The organism is Flavobacterium sp. IMCC34852, from assembly GCF_030643905.1.
Taxonomy (GTDB): domain Bacteria; phylum Bacteroidota; class Bacteroidia; order Flavobacteriales; family Flavobacteriaceae; genus Flavobacterium; species Flavobacterium rivulicola.
The window spans coordinates 667035-687321 of the sequence record NZ_CP121446.1 but is presented as its reverse complement, the minus strand read 5'-3'; the positions used below and the strand labels follow the sequence as shown (position 1 = coordinate 687321).

The window sequence follows — 20287 nt, the reverse complement described above, 5'->3', positions numbered from 1 at the left end:
GCTTTGAGCCAAAACTCTTTATACAACAGTTACTTTCACTCGGCGAAAGTTAAGCAAATAGCCGAAAGTCTTGAAAATCCTTTGGCTAAAATTCAGTTAAAAGGACTTCTGGGTTCGTCGCTTTCATTTGTCTTTCAGGCTGTTTTTAAAAAAAGTGAAAAACCTTTTCTTCTAATTTTAAACGAAAAAGAAGAAGCTGCTTATTACTTAAACGATTTGGAACAAATGATTGGCGCCAATGACGTGCTGTTTTACCCAAGTTCGTATCGCCGTCCGTACCAAATTGAAGAAACCGATAACGCCAATGTATTATTGCGTTCCGAAGTTTTAAACCGAATCAATTCTCGCAAAAAACCGGCAGTCATTGTTACTTATCCAGAAGCGCTTTTTGAAAAAGTCGTGACGCGAAAAGAACTCGACAAAAACACTTTAAAAGTAGCGGTTGGCGATAATGTTTCCATCGATTTTATCAACGAGGTTTTATTTGAATACGAATTCAAAAGAGTAGATTTTATTACTGAACCCGGCGAATTCTCTGTTCGTGGCGGCATCTTGGATGTGTTTTCGTTTTCCAATGACAATCCGTATCGTATAGAATTTTTTGGCAATGAAGTCGATAGCATTCGAACGTTTGATGTGGCAACCCAACTCTCAGTAGAAAAGCAAACCAAGATTACCATCATCCCGAATTTAGAAAATAAATTCATCAAAGAAAACCGCGAAAGCTTCCTCGATTACATCAGCGATAAAACTGTATTGTGTATTGAAAATACTGAGTTTCTGACATCGCAATTGGACAAACTTTTTGGCAAAGCCATCGAAACATTTGACAAACTTTCTAAAGACGTTAAACACGCTTCTCCGGAGCATTTATTCTTAAACCAAGAAGGCTTTTTGCGCAAAGCGTTGGATTTTTCCATCGTAGAATTGTCCAACAAACCATTATTCAAAACGACTAAAACTTTCGAGTTTCACATACAACCTCAACCTTCGTTTAACAAGCAATTTGACTTGCTGTTGAACAATTTGAGCGATAATCATTTCAACGGCTACACCAATTATTTGTACTGTGCCAATGAAGGTCAGGCCAACCGTTTTCACGATATTTTCGAAAGTTTAGATGAAGAAAACCACGAGAACATCCGCAAGCAATACCACACGATAGTTTCCTCTTTGTACCAAGGTTTCATCGATGAAGAAAACCAAATCGCCTGTTATACCGACCATCAGATTTTTGAGCGTTACCATAAATTCAGCATCAAAAACGGGTATTCTAAAAAGCAAACACTGACGTTGAAAGAACTCAATTCCTTATCCGTAGGCGATTATGTAACACATATCGATCACGGTATCGGGAAGTTTGGCGGTTTGCAAAAAATTCAAGTCGAAGGCAAAACGCAAGAAGCGATTAAACTCGTTTATGCCGATAACGACATTGTTTACGTAAGCATTCATTCGCTGCATAAAATCTCCAAATACAACGGCAAAGACGGCACACCACCGAAGATTTACAAACTCGGCTCGAATGCCTGGAAAGTTTTAAAACAAAAAACCAAAGCGCGTGTCAAACACATTGCCTTCAACTTAATTCAATTATACGCCAAGCGAAGACTGGAAAAAGGATTCCAATTTGCCCCCGACAGTTATTTGCAAAAAGAATTAGAAAGTTCGTTCATTTATGAAGATACGCCCGACCAAATCACCGCCACGCAAGATGTCAAGGCCGATATGGAAAAAGACCGTCCAATGGACCGATTGGTTTGTGGTGACGTAGGTTTCGGGAAAACGGAAGTCGCTATTCGTGCGGCTTTCAAAGCAGTGGACAACAGCAAGCAAGTCGCTGTTTTGGTACCAACGACCATTTTGGCCTACCAACATTACCGAACTTTTTCTGAACGTTTGAAAGATATGCCGGTGAAAGTCGGTTATTTAAATAGATTCCGAACCGCTAAACAGAAAGCGCAAACTTTGGAAGAATTGGCTTCCGGAAAATTGGATATTATCATTGGTACGCACCAATTGGTGAACAAAAATGTACAGTTTAAAGATTTAGGTTTGCTGATTGTAGACGAAGAACAAAAGTTTGGCGTCAACGTCAAAGACAAACTCAAAACCATTGCGGCCAATGTAGACACCTTGACTTTAACCGCAACGCCTATTCCGAGAACCTTACAGTTTTCCTTGATGGCAGCTCGAGATTTATCCGTTATTACAACGCCGCCACCCAATCGTTATCCTATCGAATCGCAAGTCGTTGGCTTTAATGAAGAGTTGATTCGCGATGCGATTTCGTATGAAATTCAAAGAAACGGACAAGTATTTTTTATCAATAATAGAATCGAGAATATCAAGGAAATTGCCGGTATGATTCAGCGATTGGTGCCCGATGCCAGAGTCGGCATTGGTCACGGGCAAATGGAAGGCACGAAATTGGAAGAACTGATGCTCGGTTTTATGAATGGTGATTTTGATGTTTTAGTCGCCACCACCATTATCGAAAGCGGTTTGGATGTGCCGAATGCCAATACGATTTTCATCAACAACGCCAATAATTTCGGCTTGTCAGATTTACATCAAATGCGAGGAAGAGTTGGTCGAAGCAATAAAAAAGCATTTTGTTATTTCATTTGTCCGCCCTATTCTGCGATGACGGAAGACGCTCGAAAACGCATTCAGGCCTTAGAACAATTCAGCGAATTAGGCAGTGGTTTCAATATTGCCATGAAAGATTTAGAGATTCGCGGTGCCGGAGATTTATTAGGTGGTGAGCAAAGTGGTTTCATCAACGAAATCGGTTTTGAAACGTATCAAAAAATCATGAACGAAGCCATCGAAGAGTTGAAAGAAAATGAATTCAAAGAATTATACGAATCAGATACTGACATTGACACCAAAGAATATGTCAAGGATTTACAAATCGACACCGACTTTGAATTGCTCTTTCCGGATGAATACATCAACAACATTTCGGAGCGTTTGAATTTGTACAATGAATTGGGGAATATCAAAAATGAAGAAGAATTAATTGCCTACGAAAACAAACTGATTGACCGATTTGGTCCGTTACCGAAAGAAGCGAAAGCACTACTCAACAGCATCCGTATCAAATGGATTGCGACACAAGTCGGTATTGAAAAAATTGTGATGAAACAAGGCAAACTAATTGGGTATTTTGTCTCCGACCAACAATCGGAGTATTATAATTCGAAGCAATTCCGACACATGCTACAGTTTGTGCAACAGCATGGCAATATTTGTAAAATGAAAGAGAAAGAAACCAAAAACGGTTTGCGTTTGCTGCTTACATTCGAAAACGTAAAATCCATTTCCCGAGCTTTGGAGTATATGGAATTGATGAAAAAATAAAAAAGCCACTCGAATTGAGTGGCTTTTCATTTGTATGTAATTGTGGTAACTACATTTTCAAAACTTTGAAATTGGCTTCCACACCATTGATTTTTAACTTAAAGAAATAAGTTCCGCCGGCAAAAGAAGACATATCAACATTGGTGGTCATTTCATTCATTTTTTGGATGAATAACAATTGCCCTTGAACATTGTACACGGTAACTTCTGATATTGGATCTTTAGAGTTGATGGTTAAATTTCCATTCGTCGGATTAGGATAATAAGAGTAATCAATATAATTGCTGTCAGCTGTGCCTAGTGATTGCAAACAAGAAATATTGGCGACCCAACCCGAAGCAGTAATGTATTGATCCGAGAAAAATTTAAAAGTTAAAGAACCATCAGGAGCCGATGAAGTAATAGTTCCCGGAGAATTCGTTCCGGTGTAACCACCGGGAAAAAATTCAGGATAAGTCTCATTTGGTCCGTCATAAATGTATAAATAATCATAATCCAACTCTAATTCGAAGGCATTGAAAACCGCTCTCAACATTTGGTTGGGTTGGTTAGGAATCATAGTTCTGGTAAATGACTCCATATTAGAATGCTCATCAAACTGTCCTCCGGAATCCGTAAACAACATACCACCGCAATAATTTCCTGCAGTAGCAAAAATTGTTCTTTCAAAAACCGGTGTGATTCCCGTACAAATAGGTCTTACTCTAAAATCATAATAAGTGTTAGGTGCCAAATTAGTCACTGTGTAACTATTGGTATTTACCGTTTGCCAAGAAGACGCAGCACCCAACAATGTTACAGATATTTGCCAAGACGTTTGTCCGGTATTCAAATCATTCCAAGTGATAACCGCTGATGTTTCTGTAACATTATCTACAAAAACTTGAGCCACCGTATTGATACAAGTATTGATACAATCGGTACTCAAACAACTTTTTCCGTTAACGGTATTGGTAATTAAAGTTGTCGGTTGTGGCCCGAATCCGTTGGCAAAGCTAATTCCTACTCCTGAAACCAAATGACAATAACTCATAATGGTTCCTTTTACCGTACTGGTAGGAATTGGTCCTTGAGCACAAGTTCCTTCGCTGTAACCGGCTTGTTGCCCGCAACCGTCAATGGCGGTGTTGCTTCCGTTCCAATAACAGCCGTGTGTGTGTGGTGACCCGAGGGAATGACCAAACTCATGGGTCATTACTTGTACCGTCCAAGAATAAGTTGGTACAGTAGCATAGCTGAAATTTACGTCCGAATAAGCATAATTTGATTGACCGCAAACAGAATTTAAATAGGCAACGCCGCCCAATCCGCCCGGATCAATTCCAACCAACATACCAACATCACCATTAAAAACCGGTCTGTTTTGCGCAAAAGTACCCAAATAATCTCCCGAAGTTGAGCCCGAAGGCATAGCGCTGTAAGGATCAGAAGTCGTCCAAACAAAAATAGATTTTAAGGCGGTGGTTATTCCGTCGTTAGTAAACAAAGTTTGCACATTATTGTAAACCGAAGTCATCCAATTGGTTGTGGTGGTAACATTACTGCCGTTTTGAACATACAAAGTAAAATCGACTTCAAAATAAAACGTAACACATTTTGCGGTATTCACATCTCTGGCAGTAGTGCTTGACTCACTTGGTTCAAATCCTTCTTCTTTAACATGACAATCCCAATCGTTTGCGACTCTCATGTTCGCATCAGAATATACTATATATTCTGTTTGATTATTAGGTTTGTCCAATTTTCCAACTACAATATTTCCCAATTCGGAACTCGAAAAAATACCGTTAAACTCGCCGTTAAAAAAATTGAAAGAAGCCACTGAGTTTATATTGCCGTTGATTATTCCTCTGTAGTGCACACCCTTTTGGTATTGAAAATTTTTCTGTTTATCGGTATCTACCTGAAATCCTTCAGCCATTAAATTAACTTTATACAACAATATTGAATGCTGTGTTCCTTGGTAAGGAATGGTTAATGCAATAGTTTCATATTGATTGGCCACAACTTCATTCACTTTGGCCATATCTAAAGTTGCCAAAGTTGCTTCTTCAACTACTTTATTTATTTCAGCATTAGTGTTGTTTTGTGAAGGCGAAAGCACAGAAACAGGTTTAAAATCGGTGTTTATTTCTTGCATTTCTCCGATTTTTTGAGCTATTTTATTTTGAGCGCCAACTGCGGTCACTATTAAAAAAACAGCTAAAAGTAAAACTTTCTTCATATTATAGAGGTTGTTAATTTTTTGATGGGGCTAAAGTTATTGAAATTCACTTAATAATTACTTAATCTTTAATGTTTTAAGAATTTCTTTTTTAAAAATAATAAAAAGCATCTTCTATGTGCTCAATTTTATAATTATTTTCTTGTTTATGTATGGCGACAATGTCAAATCGAACCTCAATATCTAAATCATTCGAAACCACATATTCATTTACGGCTTTAACTAACAATTGGATTTTCTTGGGCTTTACAAAATCTTGCGGCAAACCAAACTCAATACTGGAACGCGTTTTAACTTCAACAACTGCTAAGATGTTCTCTTTTTGGGCAATGATGTCAATTTCGGCTTTTTGAAAAGTCCAATTGGTTTCCAAAACAGTATAGCCGTTCTTTTGCAGAAAATCTACAGCTAATTCTTCACCTAATTTGCCAAGTTCGTTGTGCTTTGCCATTTTTTAGATTGCTGCGCCAGTTCGCTGACGCTCGTGTGTTAGATTTTTAGTAAGTTAGACTTCGATTTTATCTAAAAATCTAACCTTCTAAGTAGTCTAAAATGTCTATTCAAAAACCACTTTGCTCTTTTCTGCCGTTACTTCCATCGAAATTTGTCTGCCGAAAATCAAAGCGCGATTGTCTCTGATATGCCCGGCCGGAAAATTATAAATGATAGGAATATTTAATCCTTTAGTCGTGTCTTCAATAATTTCCAATGCATTTCTTCCCCATGGAATTTCGTTGTCTTTCATCTCAGTCATCCCACCTACAATAATCCCTTTCAAACTACTCAAACAACCGTTGCGTTTTAGGTTCATCATCATGCGGTCTATATGGTATAAATATTCGTCTAAATCTTCAATAAAAAGTATTTTATCATTACAATCAATCGCGGATTCTGAACCCAACAAACTGTATAAAATCGAAAGGTTTCCGCCTACCAATTCGCCTTTGGCTTTGCCAATATGATTTAAAGCATCACAATCTAAAGTGTATTGCAATTTTTCGCCAAACAATGCGGTGCAAAGTGAATTTTTCGCTTCATCAGTGGCTCTTGCTACGCTGACCGGCATAATCGCATGTAAAGACTCAAAACCCATTCGATTCAAATGACTGTGCAAAACGGTTACATCGCTAAAACCGATTATCCATTTCGGGTTTTTTTTGAATTGAGTAAAATCGAGTTTATCAATAATCTTTACGGTACCGTAACCGCCGCGAACACACCAAATCGCTTTGATATTCGGATTGTCCATTTGCTCCTGAAAATCAGCTGCACGCTGGTCATCTGTTCCGGCCAATTGGTAATAATCTAAACCGATAGTATTGCCTATTTTGACTTTCAAACCCCAACCTTCGAGCATATCGATGGTAGGTTTTAAATTGTCGTCTATATTTTTTCGAGCGGTGGAAACAATGGCAACAGTGTCGCCTTTTTGCAAATACGGAGGTGTAATCATCTTTTTTTGGGCGTAAGAAGAAAAAGTAATTAGTGAAACAAAGATTAAAAGGATTCGCATGAATCAAAAATGATTGTAAATTGGCTGTACCAAATGTAAACAAATCCCAAAATTAATTCGGGATTTCGGGGCTAAAAAGTTATTTTTGCACTCTATTTATCTGAATATGTTAGAAAATCCAAAAAGATATACCATTACGGCAGCTTTGCCCTATACTAATGGTCCCATTCACATCGGACATTTGGCCGGAGTTTATGTACCATCTGATATTTATGCGCGCTATTTAAGATTACAAGGGAAAGACGTGGCTTTTATTTGCGGAAGCGATGAACACGGCGTGGCCATTTCGATGAAAGCCAAAAAAGAAGGCATTACACCACAACAAGTCATCGACAAATATGACGGTATCATCCGAAAATCATTTATCGATTTCGGTATTTCTTTCGACAACTATTCGAGAACGTCTTCCCAAATCCACCACGATACCGCTTCTGAATTTTTTAGAAAGTTATATGACAAAGGCGACTTTATTGAAGAAGTAACCGAACAATTGTACGATGCCAAAGCCGAACAGTTTTTAGCCGACCGTTTCGTTACCGGAACATGTCCGAAATGCGAAAATCCGGAAGCTTACGGCGACCAATGTGAACGTTGCGGTTCTACTTTAAACGCGACGGATTTGATTAATCCAAAATCAACCATCACGGGAGAAACGCCCATTATCAAAGCAACCAAACACTGGTTTTTACCTTTGGATCGATACCAGGATTTTTTACAGAAATGGATTTTGGAAGACCATGCCAAAGACTGGAAAACCAACGTACTGGGTCAAGTAAAATCATGGTTAGACGATGGTTTGAAACCACGTGCGGTAACTCGTGACCTAGATTGGGGAATCGATGTTCCCGTTGAAGGAGCTGAAGGCAAAAAATTATACGTTTGGTTTGACGCACCGATTGGCTACATTTCTTCTACTAAAGAATGGGCCGCTCGCGAAGGTAAAAACTGGGAAGATTACTGGAAGACAGAAGATACCAAATTGGTTCATTTCATCGGGAAAGACAATATAGTTTTCCACTGTATCATTTTCCCTGCCATGTTGAAAGCGGAAGGCAGTTTTATTTTACCCGATAATGTTCCTGCCAATGAGTTTTTAAATTTGGAAGGAAATAAACTATCGACTTCTAAAAACTGGGCCGTTTGGTTGCACGAATACCTAATCGATTTCCCTGAAAAGCAAGATGTTTTGCGTTATGCTTTAACCGCGAATGCTCCGGAAACCAAAGACAACGACTTTACTTGGAAAGATTTTCAGGCGAGGAATAACAACGAACTAGCGGCGATTTTTGGCAACTTCATCAATCGTGTAGTCGTGTTGACCAATAAATATTACAACGGTGTTGTTCCGTCACCAAATGAATTCAGCGAAGTAGACGAACAAACTTTAGCCGAATTAAAAGCCTATCCTGCGGTGATTTCGAGTTCGATTGAGCGTTACCGTTTCAGAGAAGCGCAAGGCGAATTGATGAATGTAGCGCGACTCGGAAACAAATATTTAGCCGATGAAGAACCTTGGAAAATGGTGAAAACCAATCCGGAAAGAGTTCAGACGCAAATGTATGTGGCGTTGCAAATTGCGGCCGCTTTACAGGTTTTGGCCGAACCTTTTTTACCGTTTACTTCCGCTAAACTTTCGAAGATTTTAAAATTGGATAACCTAAGTTGGAATTCGGTTACCGAAACCTCTGAATTAATTGTGGCCGGTCACCAAATTGGCGAAGCCGAAATACTTTTTGCCCAAATTGAAGATGCCGAAATCCAAAAACAAATAGACAAACTTGAAGCCACTAAAAAAGCCAATGTCATGGAAAACCAAGTAACTGAACCACAAAAACCAACGTCAACCTTTGAAGATTTCTCCAAATTAGATTTGCGTGTCGGAACGATATTGGAAGCGGAAAAAATGCCGAAAGCCAATAAATTATTGGTATTAAAAGTTGATACCGGCATTGACGTTCGTACGATTGTTTCCGGAATTGCCGAGCATTTTTCACCGGAAGAAGTCGTTGGAAAACGCGTTACCGTTTTAGTGAATTTGGCGCCAAGAGCTTTGCGCGGTGTGGAAAGTCAGGGTATGATTTTGATGACCAACAACAAAGAAGGCCAACTGGTTTTTGTCAACCCGGATGCGGAAGGTGTGGATAATGGTGCTTTGATTAGTTAAATTAAAAACAATGAACTTAAAAGTAATCGCTTTCGATGCCGATGACACTTTGTTTGTCAACGAACCTTATTTTCAGGAAACGGAAGAAAAGTTTTGTGCTTTGATGAGCGATTATTTGTCGCATCAAGGTTTGTCGCAGGAATTGTTTAAAACCGAGATTGCCAATTTAGAATTATACGGGTACGGAATCAAAGGTTATATTCTTTCGATGATAGAAGCAGCAATGAAAATTTCGAACAACACCATTTCCATTGAAACCATTGAAAAGATTACTGAATACGGCAAAGAACTGCTTCAAAAACCCATCGAATTATTAGATGGTGTAGAAGAAACTTTAGCAGCATTGAACGGAAAATACAAATTAGTTGTGGCCACTAAAGGCGATTTATTGGACCAACGCAGAAAACTGCACAATTCGGGTTTAGGCCATTATTTTCACCATATTGAAGTGATGTCGGACAAAAAAGAAAAAGATTATGAAGATTTGCTGAAGCGTTTGGAAATCAAAGCGGAAGAATTTTTTATGATTGGCAATTCTTTAAAATCCGATGTATTACCGGTGTTGAACATTGGTGGTCATGCGGTACATATTCCTTTTCATACGACTTGGGAGCACGAAAAAATCAGTCACAAAGTAGAACATCCTAACTTCAAAGCTTTGGAAAAAATCACCGAAGTTTTACCTATTTTACTATAAAAAAGTGAAGCATAAATTAGATTTGGACACTTGGAACAGAAAGGAACATTTCCTGTTTTTCAAGCAAATGGAAGAGCCGTTTTTTGGTATTACTGCCCGAGTAGATTGTAGCAAAGCTTATGCAAAATCGAAAGAATTGGGCGTTTCATTTTTTACTTATTATTTACACAAAACCTTAACGGCAGTCAATGCCGTGGAGAATTTTCGTTACCGAATAATTGATGATGAAGTGTATGTTTTTGACCAAATTGACGCCTCGGCTACTATTTTACGTGAGGACAAAACTTTTGGTTTTTCTTTGATGGAATACGACCAAGATTTGGCTGTCTTTGCTGAAATCACACGAAAAGAAATTGCTCGAATACAAAATACTTCCGGGTTAATTACTCGAGATTTCGAAATCAATTTGATTCATTTTTCAGCAGTACCATGGGTAGATTTTTCGTCTTATTCGCATGCAAGAAGTTTTAGCTGGCCGGATAGTTGTCCGAAAATATCTTATGGCAAAATGGTTGAAGAAAACGGTAAAAAAACCATGGCCATTTCAGTTCATGTACATCACGGATTGGTTGACGGCTATCATGTTAGCCAATTTTTAACTTTACTGCAAGAGTTGTTAAACGAATAATTTTTTAACTTTACTAAAAAAAGAAATTTATGTTACAATCAAATATCGAAAAAGCTTTAAACAATCAAATTCGCATTGAAGCGGAGTCTTCTCAAATTTATTTATCAATGGCTTGTTGGGCAGAAGTACAAGGGTTGGAAGGTGTAGCGCAATTCATGTTTGCCCAATCGGATGAGGAACGCCAACACATGTTAAAACTCGTTAAATACGTTAACGAAAGAGGTTCGCATGCCGAAATCACCGAACTAAAAGCGCCAAAAACAAAATTCGGAACCTTCAAAGAAATGTTTGAAGAATTGTACCAACATGAATTGTTTGTGTCTAATTCTATCAACGAATTGGTTCATATAACATTGGGTGAAAAAGATTATGCTACCCACAATTTCTTGCAATGGTATGTAGCCGAACAAATAGAAGAAGAAGCGCAGGCTAAGACTATCTTAGACAAAATCAATTTGATTGGAGAAGACCGTGGTGGTTTGTATTTGTTTGACCGTGACATTCAGCAATTGGTGGTTACCAGCTCAGTTTCATTGAACACCAAACCATAAATAGGTTTGACACGTACTTATTGTAAATGCTGCCAGGGTGAGTAAGAAAGAAAAAAATAAGACCAAAGACAAGGAAAAAAAGCATAAAAAACTGCTCCTTAAAACACATAAACTTGCCGAAAATTGTAAGTCGGAGTGTTGTGAAAAATACAAAAAATCAGAGGACAAACGATGTAAAAAATGTCCGATGTTTGATTTGTTTAAAAAACTGAATAAACTAAAAAGCCTTCAACATTGAGGGCTTTTTTGTTTAGTCAAAGTAGGTCCAATTCGAACCATCACTGACTACAATGACACTTCTTCTGTTTCCTTCATACATATATATTTGGGTGCTTCCGGTAGTAGACCCTTTCGGAAACAACAAGCCTGCTGTAGTTGTAAGTTTGGCTGTAATACTATTTTGTATGTTTCTGATGATGTAAATTCTACCGGGAAAACTAATCGGGCTAGGCAATCTGAATTCTTGATCAGTGGCTTGCGGCACTATAGAAATATAAACGCCGTCATTGATTAATGTTGCCGAACCGCTTCCGGTAAGCGTAACGGTTTTAACCGATAAATTACCATTTATATCTAAAGTGCTTAATGGCGTTGTTGTGTTAATTCCAACTTGGCTAAAACCAAAATTGACCGCAAATAAAGACGGTATTAAAATCAATATTAATTTTAATTTGTTCATTTCTAGGTTTATTTGACAGATTAACCGAAATAAATGTAGTTAAATTAATGGGGAAATAGTACAATCTTATTTTTAAATCGTCACCGAAAACGTTTTCGTGTTAACAACTTTCTATTTATTGAGTTAATATATTACGAAATTCAAAATAAAAAACGGCAAAAGTATAACCTTTGCCGTTTGGTTAACCTAACATTTCGATTCTCTATAGGGCATTCAATACTGCCAAAATATCTTCTCCGTATTTCTCTGCTCTTATTTTACCAAAACCGGAAACGCCTTCCAAATCTTCCAAAGTCTGCGGATTAGATTTAGCCACCGCAATCAAATGTGAATTATGACAAATAGTATACGAAGGCCTATCTAACTTTTGGGCCAAATCGTTTCGCCAGACACGCAAAGCGTTAAAAATTTCATTTTCCTTAGAGGAAAGTTCTCCCGCTAAAGTTGGCTTATCCGGTTTTGTACTTTTAACTTTCTTGGGCAAATAAAACACTGTTGCCGACCAAAAGTCAACCGAACCGGTAGTGACAAAATTGGCCGAGGCTAGTTTAACCTCAACACTGTCTAAAAACGCATTCATCTTGGCTTGATCTTCTTGAAAGAATTCTTTGGCCAATCGTATGTTAAACACTTTGATGTTCATTACTGTTTTTTTAGTTGGCTTAAAAACCCTTTAAAATTCCCCATTCACAAAAACGAAACGGGGAATTCTTCGGGAATGCATTTTATTTACCTAACAACAAAATGTCATTGACAACCACTTCAGTCACGTAACGTTTAGTACCGTCTTTATCGTCGTAACTTCTGTGGGTTAATTTACCATCTATGGCAATCTCTTTGCCTTTGGTGACATACTTTTCAATGATTTCTGCCGTTTTTCCCCAAGCAACAACTTTGTGCCATTCGGTATTTTCAACTTTTTCACCTTTATCGTTGGTGTAATAATCGTTAGTAGCGATGGTGATATTGGCTACTTTTTTCCCTCCGTCAAAGGCTTTTACTTCCGGCTCTTGGCCAACGTGTCCGATTAATTGTACTCTGTTTTTCATGGCATTCATGGCGTTTAAAATTAAAATGTTATTGTTATTAATGTGTAACTCTGTCGGCTGACCTTCCTGGTTTTCGACAAAGCAAAGTTGTGGAAATTAAAAAATAATAGTCGGTTTCTTACCGTTTACTTTCGGTTGTAATTATTTGTACCCGTTTGTAAATAGAAAACTTTTCTTATATTTGATTGAAATTTAAGCGTCCAGAACAAAAAAATCTTTCCCAGAGTTTCGGGATAGCCCTGATTGCAGTGGCATCCTTTTATGCCTGTCAGGCATAAAAGATAGAACGGAAAGCAGGAACATGGATGCCAAGAACGCCCAAACTTTCTGCTCCGAATTTTCAACTGCTTTTAGGAAAATGTATAATTTGTAATAAGAACAGTATGGACAAAGCTTGTTTAGAATGTGGCGACAAAATTGTTGGTCGTGAGGACAAAAAGTTCTGTAGCGATGGTTGCCGCAACTCCTTTAACAACAAAATCAACAAAGACACTACTAATTATATGCGCAATACTAATAATAAGTTGCGCAAAAATTACCGCATTCTCTCGGAATTAAATGGGGAAGGAAAAACAAAAACGACCAAAATTAAGCTATTGAGCAAGGGATTTGATTTTGACTATATCACCAATTTAATGCATACCAAAACGGGGAATACTTATTATTTTGTTTACGATCAAGGGTATATGGTTTTGGACCATGATTTTTATGTGTTGGTTAAAAAAGATATTTAGTAAATTTACAGAGTTCTTTGGTCGTTTCTGCAAAGAACAACCAACCAACAATGAAAAACAACCAACCATCACTATTAAGTTTTTTGTTTGTCGTAGCCATCATATCGGGTGTGTTTTATTTTATGATGCCCCAAAGTTACGACCAAACCGAAGCGCCACTTTCTGAGTTCTCTACCCAAAGAGCATTGCAGACAGTCAAAGCTATGTCGGCCAAACCACATTATGTTGGCTCCAAAAATCACGAAGTTGTGGGCCAATATTTGCAAAAAGAGTTGCGAAATTTAGGGTTACAAACTTCAGTTCAGGAAGGTTTTACAATGACTGAAAAAGGAACTTTGGTTAAATCAAAAAACATTTTGGCCAAAATAAAAGGCTCTGCCAATTCTAAATCACTTTTACTGCTTTCTCATTACGACAGTGCTCCGCATTCGTTTTCACATGGCGCCAGCGATGATGCTACGGGTGTGGCAACCATAATAGAAAGTGTTCGCGCTTTTTTACACAACAAAACAACACCTAAAAACGACATCATCATCCTTTTTAGCGATGCGGAAGAATTGGGACTGAATGGTGCCGCTCTTTTTGTAACCCAACACCAATGGGCTAAAGAAGTGGGTTTAGTCTTAAATTTTGAAGCCAGAGGAAGTTCGGGACCGAGTTATATGCTAATGGAAACCAATGACGGTAATGCCAAAATGGTGGAAGCTTTCGAAGATGGCGGCGCAACCTATCCGGCGTCCAATTCGTTGATGTACAGCATTTATAAAATGTTGCCCAATGATACCGACTTGACTGTTTTTAGAGAAGAAGGAAAAATTCAAGGCTTTAATTTTGCTTTTATTGACGGACATTATGACTATCATACTGCGCAAGATAAATTTGAGCATTTAGACCCGAAAACTTTAGCACATCAAGGTACTTATTTGTATCCGTTGCTGAATCATTTTGCGAATGCTGATTTGAAAAACTTAAATTCAACTGATGACAAAGTCTATTTTAGTATTCCTTTTGGGTTTTTGAGTTATCCTTTTGGTTGGATTATGCCGATGGTGATTATCGGGTTTGGCTTGGTTTTATTGTTTATGTTTATTGGCATGGGCAAACACGTTTTGAGGATTGATGAAATCATAAAAGGATTTATTCCGCTTTTGGCTTCCCTGATTACTGTTGGTTTGTTGACCTATGTTGGTTGGAAATTATTCCTCAATTTTTATCCCGAATACCAAGATATTCTTCAAGGATTTACTTATAACGGTCATGATTATATTTACGCTTTTGTAAGTTTGGCTTTGGCTGTTTGTTTTTTATTTTATCACAACAACGGCAAACGCAATCCCGAAATGAACCAAATGATTGCGCCATTATTTGTTTGGCTTTTAATCAATATCGGGATCGCTCTACGATTACCCGGAGCCGGATTCCTGATAATTCCGGTGCTTTCGAGCGCTTTGATGTTGGGTGTTTTTGTGTTGACACAAAAATCTAATTGGTTTCTCAATGTGGTTTTGGCTATTCCAACATTACTCATTGTTGTGCCGTTTATCCAAATGTTTCCAATTGGGTTAGGACTCAAAATTCTCTTTGGCAGTGCTATTTTAACTGTGCTAACTTTTACTTTGTTGTTGCCTATTTTTGGTTCGTTTCCACGAAAAAGACTCTGGTCTCTGGCTTTCTTTTTATTGTCAGTCGGATTGTTTATAAAAGCCCATCAAGGTTCGGGTTATACTTATGGCAAAGCCAAACCCAACAGCTTGGTTTATATTTTAGATGCTGATCAAAACAAAGCACATTGGGCTACTTATGATGTCAATTTAGACGAATGGACCAAAGGTTATTTAGGGGATAACCCTAAAAGCGGCGCACCGTTAAACATCAATAAAATGTATAGCAAATACGGTTCTGTATTTACTTTTTCGGCAACCGCACCGGTGAAAAATATTGCCAAACCGACTATTGACTTTTTGGTCGATTCCGTTAGAGGAAACCAACATTTGTATCACATTAAAATCACGCCGAACCGGAAAGTAAATCGCTATGACCTTTTCAATAATAAAAACATTGCTATAGCTAATTTCAAAGCCAATGGCGTAAAATCAATTGATTTCAATAGTAACATTTCGGGTAAATCCGGTGGCAAACTATTGACTTATTATGTAGTAGATAATACCCCTTTAGAATTAGAATTTTCCATTCCTGCCAATCAAAAATTAGATTTGAATTTGGTGGAAAGTTCCTTTGATTTGATGACCAATCCGTTGTTTTCCATGGCCAAGAGAAAAACTTGGATGATTCCTACGCCTTTTGTGTTGAATGATGCGGTAATTATAAGACAAAAAGTGAAAGCTTCGGTTGCAGAAGGCCAAACACCAATTTTTCCAAGCGGCCTGACTAAGGAAAAAGATAGTTTGACCGTGGCTGTTGACAGTTTAAGCCGATGAAAAATATCAGTATTTTAGGTTGTGGTTGGCTGGGATTGCCTTTGGCCAAATCGTTGATAGCAAAAGGATTTTCGGTAAAAGGTTCGACTACTTCTTTGGAGAAAATTTCGCTCTTGCAAAATGCCGGGATTAACCCTTTCCTGTTGACTTTATCAGAAGAGGAAATTAGCGGCAATATGGATTCTTTTCTATCCGATTCTGATATTTTAATCATTGATATTCCGCCTAAACTGAGGGGAAATTCCGGTGAAAATTTCGTGGCCAAAATTGAACAGATTATTCCGTTTATAGAAAAATCAACCGTGAATAAAGTCCTTTTTGTGAGTTCGACTTCGGTCTATGCCGATGACAATTCCGTCATCACTGAAGCAACTCAACCTCAGCCCGATACCGAGAGTGGTAAACAAATAAAGGAAGCGGAACAACTTTTGCAAAGCAATGCCAACTTCAAAACCACTGTGATTCGCTTTGGTGGATTGATTGGGGAAGACCGACATCCTATTCGTTTTTTGGCCGGAAGACAGCAATTAGAAAATCCCGATGGCCCGATTAACTTGATTCATCAAACGGATTGTATCGGAATTATTGACCGTATCATTGCACGAGACTGTTTTGGAGAAACCTTTAATGCGGTTGCCCCATTTCATCCGACCAGAAAAAACTATTATACTCAAAAAGCAAAAGCATTAGGGTTATCCTTGCCGGAGTTTGACCATAGCAAAACTTCGGTTGGTAAAACGATTTTGAGTGATAAGATTGAAACTTTTTTAGGCTACGAATTTCAAAACAAAATTTTATGAATACCAATGACCTCATCGGAACCATCGGAGTCGGATTAATCCTTCTCGCCTACTTTTTAAATATCTTTTCCTGGATTAAAAAAGAAGGGGTTTTGTTTTATGTTATGAATATCGTTGGTGCAAGTATTGCTTGTTTTGCTTCTATCCTGATAAGCTTTTGGCCCTTCATCATTCTCGAAGGGACTTGGGCAATTGTTAGTGTTATCGGCTTGATGAAAAGCATAAAAAAACCCCAAGCTTAACTTGAGGTTTTAATTATTATTACCAGATTTTCACCCTTTTATTCGGCTCGAGGTACATTCCGTCTCCGGGTTTGATGTTGAATGCTTTGTGAAAGGTTTCTAAATTTAATAACGGAACGTAAGCTCTGTACATTCCCGGTGTATGTGGGTCCGTTTTTACTTGATTTTTAATGGCTTCGTCACGCATTTTACTTCTCCAAATGGTAGCCCAAGAGATAAACAAACGTTGTTCGGGTGTATAACCGTCAATCAAACCTGGATTGCCATGATCTTTTAAATACAATTGCAATCCATCGTAAGCGGCATTGATTCCGCCTAAATCTCCGATATTTTCACCCAAGGTAAATTTTCCGTCCACTTTAATACCCGGCAATGGTTCCAAAGCAGAATATTGATTGGCTAAGTCGGTTCCCAATTCGGTAAACTGCTTCAAATCTTCCTCTGTCCACCAGTTCACTAAATTTCCTTGAGCATTGTATCTCGAGCCCGAATCGTCAAAACCGTGTGAAATTTCATGACCGATAACCGCTCCGATACCACCGTAATTAACCGCTTCATCCGCTTTGTAATCATAAAACGGCGGTTGCAATATTCCTGCCGGAAAAACAATCTCATTATTAGACGGATTGTAATAAGCATTGACTGTTTGAGGCGACATGCTCCATTCAACTTTATCTACCGGTTTACCTAATTTATCTATATTTCTTTTGAAATTCCAATTGGAAATACTCATGGCATTGTCAAAATAAGTTCCGCCTTCTGCCGGACTTTTGATGGTTAAAGCCGAATAATCTTTCCACTTATCCGGATAACCAATTTTAATGGTCATGCTGTTTAATTTTTCAATAGCTTTATCTTTGGTTTCAGGTGACATCCAAACTAAGTTGTTGATGCGCTTTTCGTATGCCATAATCACGTATTTGATCATCTCCGTGGCTTTTTGCTTGGCTTCTTCCGGGAACATTTTTTCTACATACAATTTCCCTAAGGCTTCTCCGGTAGCGCCATTAATTACCTGAAGAGCTCTTTCATTCAAAGGTCTTTGTTTGATAGCACCGCTCAAAGTTTTGCTGTAAAACTCCCAATTGGCTTTTTCAATCGTGGGTGATAATTTATTGGCCGCATCATTTAACAATGTCCAGCGCATGTAAGCTTTCCAATCTTCTACTTTGTTTTGGGTAAAAATCCCTTGCAGAGCTTCCATATATCTTGGTTGGGACACAATAACAGAATCTACTTTCGGCAAACCAATTCCGGTAATGTAAGCTTCCCAATTGATGGCCGGTGTTAACTTTTGCAAATCGGCAACCGTCATTGGATTGTATGTTTTTCTGCGGTCTCTTCTTTCTACTCGGTCTAACCTAGGTTTTGACATGTCTATTTCCAATTCCAATATTCTTTTGGCATTTTCTTTAGCTGCTTCAGGTTTTTCACCCAAGAAAGTTAGCATTCGAGCGACATGACCAACATATTTCTCTCTTTTTTCTCTAGAATCTTTATCATCGGACACATAATAATCTCTGTCGGGCAATCCCAAAGAACCCGGAACAACATTCACCACATTTCTGTTGCTGTTTTTAGCATCAGTTCCTACACCTACGCCAAAAAAACCTATACCGCCTTTCGACGACATTTCAATCATTAATTTCTGTAAATCGGCTACCGTTTTAACTTTGTTGATTTTCTCTAAATAAGGCTTCAGTGGTGCAATTCCGGCTTTGTCTCGAGCAACGGTATCCATAATTGTCTTATAAAGATTGATGGCTTTCCCTTGGTCTGTATTGGATTTGTATGCAGGATTTTGGGAAGCTTCATTAAGAATAGCCAAAGCATCGGTATCGGTTTTTTGACGCAATTCATCAAAACTTCCCCAACGGGTTCTATCGGCAGGAATTTCGGTATTTTTAACCCAAGTTCCGTTTACAAAATTGAAGAAATTATCATTGGGCCTGACCGTTTTATCCATTAATGACAGGTCAATTCCGGGTTTTTTTTGTGCCTGCATTTGAAAGGCTCCTGCCAGCAAGAAGAATGACAAGCAAGCTTTTGAAAGTGTGTTTATTTTCATAGAATTTAAGTTTTAGTTCGTAAAAGCAAATTTATTTATAATCGCAATGGAGATTTAATTTTTAACAAAAATATAAGTCTTGATTACCATTAAAAATTACCTTGGTTGGATTAGCTTTTGTACTTTTGGAAAAAAAATCAGCATGCTGGCTTTACTCAAAAAATACAGAATCTTTATTGGCACTTTCCTTCTTTTTTCTGTCATCACAGTTTCTTTATTTTACAATGTTTTGAAACCGGGGAAAACGCTTCCGATATACAATCCGGCTGATGTCAATCCGGAATTGGTAGACAGTACGGTGCAATATATTGAAAAATATCATACCATAGCCGACTTTTCGTTTACCAATCAAAACGGCAAAACCATTACCCAAAAAGATTATGAAGGCAAAATTTACGTCGCCGATTTTTTCTTTACCACTTGTGGTTCCATTTGTCCGGTAATGAGCAAAAATATGATTGACGTACAAAACGCCTTTTTAAGCAATCCTAAGGTAATGATATTGTCCCATACAGTAACCCCTGAAATTGACAGTGTTCCGGTTTTGAAAAAATATGCGCTGAAAGAAGGTGTAATTGACACCAAATGGAACTTGGTTACCGGAGACAAAAAAGACATTTACCGCATGGCCCGAAAGTCGTATTTGGCGGTAAAATTGGGCAAACCTGAAGAACTATATGACATGGTGCATACCGAAAACTTTGTTCTGGTGGACGCCGACAAACATGTACGCGGTTTTTATGACGGCACCAAAAAAGAAGAAGTCCAAAAACTTATCGAGGACATTAAGTGGTTGTTAACAGAAGATAAAAATTAGTTAAACTGATAATTATCATTCGATTTTCTTTTTTTATCCCTACTTTTGTAATCTTAATTCAATCTAAATAAGCATTGAAAACTACCGTTGATTTATTAAAAATTGGAGACAAAGCCGTAATCACTCATGTTGATTTGGATAAAATTCCGCTCAAACTTTTAGAAATGGGTTGTTTACCTAACAATGATTTAGAGATTGTTCAAATTGCACCGCTTGGTGATCCTATTTATTTGAATGTAAACAATGGTTCTCATTTGGCCATCAGAAAAGAAACGGCTCATGAAATTGAAGTCGAAATCCGTGAGAAATAATCAAAA

18 protein-coding genes are annotated in these 20287 nt (G+C 38.0%); 11 read left to right on the top strand and 7 right to left on the bottom strand.

Going from position 1 to position 20287, the window contains the following annotated elements; all coding sequences use genetic code 11:
- The first annotated feature begins 3 nt into the window (after positions 1-3).
- Positions 4-3366, top strand: a complete 3363-nt coding sequence (gene mfd, locus P7V56_RS03105; RefSeq protein WP_171221135.1) for a transcription-repair coupling factor — start codon at positions 4-6, stop codon at positions 3364-3366.
- A gap of 49 nt (positions 3367-3415) precedes the next feature.
- On the opposite strand, the gene P7V56_RS03100 is transcribed toward mfd, so the two are convergent.
- From P7V56_RS03100 to P7V56_RS03090, 3 genes are all read right to left on the bottom strand, one after another.
- The gene (locus P7V56_RS03100) at positions 3416-5590 is read right to left on the bottom strand and encodes a M12 family metallo-peptidase (RefSeq protein ID WP_171221136.1); all 2175 of its coding nucleotides are present in this window, start codon (positions 5588-5590) and stop codon (positions 3416-3418) included.
- A gap of 91 nt (positions 5591-5681) precedes the next feature.
- On the bottom strand, positions 5682-6041 hold the full coding sequence (locus P7V56_RS03095; RefSeq protein WP_171221137.1) for a YraN family protein: 360 nt from the start codon (positions 6039-6041) through the stop codon (positions 5682-5684).
- A gap of 105 nt (positions 6042-6146) precedes the next feature.
- A complete protein-coding gene (locus P7V56_RS03090) occupies positions 6147-7103 on the bottom strand; it encodes a S66 peptidase family protein (RefSeq protein ID WP_304986236.1) in 957 nt (318 codons plus the stop codon).
- A 106-nt stretch (positions 7104-7209) separates the two neighbouring features.
- On the opposite strand from P7V56_RS03090, the gene metG reads away from it, so the two are divergent.
- From metG to P7V56_RS03070, 4 genes are read left to right on the top strand one after another with little or no spacing between them, the layout of a single operon-like run.
- Positions 7210-9267, top strand: coding sequence for a methionine--tRNA ligase (gene metG, locus P7V56_RS03085; RefSeq protein ID WP_171221582.1), 2058 nt, complete (start codon positions 7210-7212; stop codon positions 9265-9267).
- Between the two features lie 10 nt (positions 9268-9277).
- Complete coding sequence (locus P7V56_RS03080; protein ID WP_171221139.1) at positions 9278-9964, top strand: HAD family hydrolase; 687 nt, start codon at positions 9278-9280, stop codon at positions 9962-9964.
- Between the two features lie 4 nt (positions 9965-9968).
- Positions 9969-10592, top strand: coding sequence for a chloramphenicol acetyltransferase (locus P7V56_RS03075; protein WP_171221140.1), 624 nt, complete (start codon positions 9969-9971; stop codon positions 10590-10592).
- Between the two features lie 29 nt (positions 10593-10621).
- Complete coding sequence (locus P7V56_RS03070) at positions 10622-11143, top strand: ferritin (protein ID WP_171221141.1); 522 nt, start codon at positions 10622-10624, stop codon at positions 11141-11143.
- Positions 11144-11393: 250 nt separating this feature from the next.
- Here the strand turns inward: P7V56_RS03070 and P7V56_RS03065 are convergent, their stop codons facing one another.
- The 3 genes from P7V56_RS03065 to P7V56_RS03055 all read right to left on the bottom strand — a co-directional run bounded on the left by P7V56_RS03065 (position 11394) and on the right by P7V56_RS03055 (position 12880).
- Positions 11394-11822 carry a hypothetical protein gene (locus tag P7V56_RS03065; protein ID WP_171221142.1) on the bottom strand — a complete coding sequence of 143 codons (429 nt, stop codon included), beginning with the start codon at positions 11820-11822 and terminating at the stop codon, positions 11394-11396.
- A gap of 202 nt (positions 11823-12024) precedes the next feature.
- On the bottom strand, positions 12025-12465 hold the full coding sequence (locus tag P7V56_RS03060; RefSeq protein WP_171221143.1) for an HRDC domain-containing protein: 441 nt from the start codon (positions 12463-12465) through the stop codon (positions 12025-12027).
- Between the two features lie 82 nt (positions 12466-12547).
- The gene (locus P7V56_RS03055) at positions 12548-12880 is read right to left on the bottom strand and encodes a single-stranded DNA-binding protein (RefSeq protein WP_171221144.1); all 333 of its coding nucleotides are present in this window, start codon (positions 12878-12880) and stop codon (positions 12548-12550) included.
- Positions 12881-13254: 374 nt separating this feature from the next.
- Here P7V56_RS03055 and P7V56_RS03050 point away from each other — a divergent pair, with 374 nt between their 5' ends.
- Genes P7V56_RS03050 through P7V56_RS03035 form a run of 4 tightly spaced genes read left to right on the top strand, consistent with a single transcriptional unit; the run spans position 13255 to position 17085 of the window.
- A complete protein-coding gene (locus P7V56_RS03050; protein WP_171221145.1) occupies positions 13255-13605 on the top strand; it encodes a hypothetical protein in 351 nt (116 codons plus the stop codon).
- Positions 13606-13655: 50 nt separating this feature from the next.
- Entirely contained in the window at positions 13656-16043 is a 2388-nt protein-coding gene (locus P7V56_RS03045) for a M28 family peptidase (protein ID WP_240976557.1), read from the top strand.
- Positions 16040-16843: an SDR family oxidoreductase gene (locus P7V56_RS03040; protein ID WP_171221146.1), complete on the top strand. Its 804-nt coding sequence runs from the start codon at positions 16040-16042 to the stop codon at positions 16841-16843. Before P7V56_RS03045 ends, P7V56_RS03040 begins: the two co-directional genes overlap by 4 nt.
- The gene (locus P7V56_RS03035; RefSeq protein ID WP_171221147.1) at positions 16840-17085 is read left to right on the top strand and encodes a CBU_0592 family membrane protein; all 246 of its coding nucleotides are present in this window, start codon (positions 16840-16842) and stop codon (positions 17083-17085) included. The genes P7V56_RS03040 and P7V56_RS03035 overlap by 4 nt, the downstream gene beginning before the upstream one ends.
- A 19-nt stretch (positions 17086-17104) precedes the next feature.
- Here P7V56_RS03035 and P7V56_RS03030 read toward each other — a convergent pair whose 3' ends face one another.
- Positions 17105-19153, bottom strand: coding sequence for a M13 family metallopeptidase (locus tag P7V56_RS03030; protein WP_171221148.1), 2049 nt, complete (start codon positions 19151-19153; stop codon positions 17105-17107).
- 142 nt (positions 19154-19295) lie between these two features.
- Between P7V56_RS03030 and P7V56_RS03025 the strand changes: the two genes are divergently transcribed.
- On the top strand, positions 19296-19970 hold the full coding sequence (locus P7V56_RS03025) for an SCO family protein (protein ID WP_171221584.1): 675 nt from the start codon (positions 19296-19298) through the stop codon (positions 19968-19970).
- Between the two features lie 74 nt (positions 19971-20044).
- The gene (locus P7V56_RS03020; RefSeq protein ID WP_171221149.1) at positions 20045-20281 is read left to right on the top strand and encodes a FeoA family protein; all 237 of its coding nucleotides are present in this window, start codon (positions 20045-20047) and stop codon (positions 20279-20281) included.
- Positions 20282-20287: the final 6 nt, after the last annotated feature.

Coding starts and splice junctions, on each gene's coding strand:
- P7V56_RS03065 (WP_171221142.1), bottom strand. CDS start 11,822: ATGAACAAATTAAAATTAATATTGATTTTAATACCGTCTTTATTTGCG.
- P7V56_RS03095 (WP_171221137.1), bottom strand. CDS start 6,041: ATGGCAAAGCACAACGAACTTGGCAAATTAGGTGAAGAATTAGCTGTA.
- P7V56_RS03060 (WP_171221143.1), bottom strand. CDS start 12,465: ATGAACATCAAAGTGTTTAACATACGATTGGCCAAAGAATTCTTTCAA.
- P7V56_RS03030 (WP_171221148.1), bottom strand. CDS start 19,153: ATGAAAATAAACACACTTTCAAAAGCTTGCTTGTCATTCTTCTTGCTG.
- P7V56_RS03070 (WP_171221141.1), top strand. CDS start 10,622: ATGTTACAATCAAATATCGAAAAAGCTTTAAACAATCAAATTCGCATT.
- P7V56_RS03025 (WP_171221584.1), top strand. CDS start 19,296: ATGCTGGCTTTACTCAAAAAATACAGAATCTTTATTGGCACTTTCCTT.
- metG (WP_171221582.1), top strand. CDS start 7,210: ATGTTAGAAAATCCAAAAAGATATACCATTACGGCAGCTTTGCCCTAT.
- P7V56_RS03040 (WP_171221146.1), top strand. CDS start 16,040: ATGAAAAATATCAGTATTTTAGGTTGTGGTTGGCTGGGATTGCCTTTG.
- P7V56_RS03045 (WP_240976557.1), top strand. CDS start 13,656: ATGAAAAACAACCAACCATCACTATTAAGTTTTTTGTTTGTCGTAGCC.
- P7V56_RS03055 (WP_171221144.1), bottom strand. CDS start 12,880: ATGAATGCCATGAAAAACAGAGTACAATTAATCGGACACGTTGGCCAA.
- P7V56_RS03090 (WP_304986236.1), bottom strand. CDS start 7,103: ATGCGAATCCTTTTAATCTTTGTTTCACTAATTACTTTTTCTTCTTAC.
- P7V56_RS03035 (WP_171221147.1), top strand. CDS start 16,840: ATGAATACCAATGACCTCATCGGAACCATCGGAGTCGGATTAATCCTT.
- P7V56_RS03080 (WP_171221139.1), top strand. CDS start 9,278: ATGAACTTAAAAGTAATCGCTTTCGATGCCGATGACACTTTGTTTGTC.
- P7V56_RS03100 (WP_171221136.1), bottom strand. CDS start 5,590: ATGAAGAAAGTTTTACTTTTAGCTGTTTTTTTAATAGTGACCGCAGTT.
- P7V56_RS03050 (WP_171221145.1), top strand. CDS start 13,255: ATGGACAAAGCTTGTTTAGAATGTGGCGACAAAATTGTTGGTCGTGAG.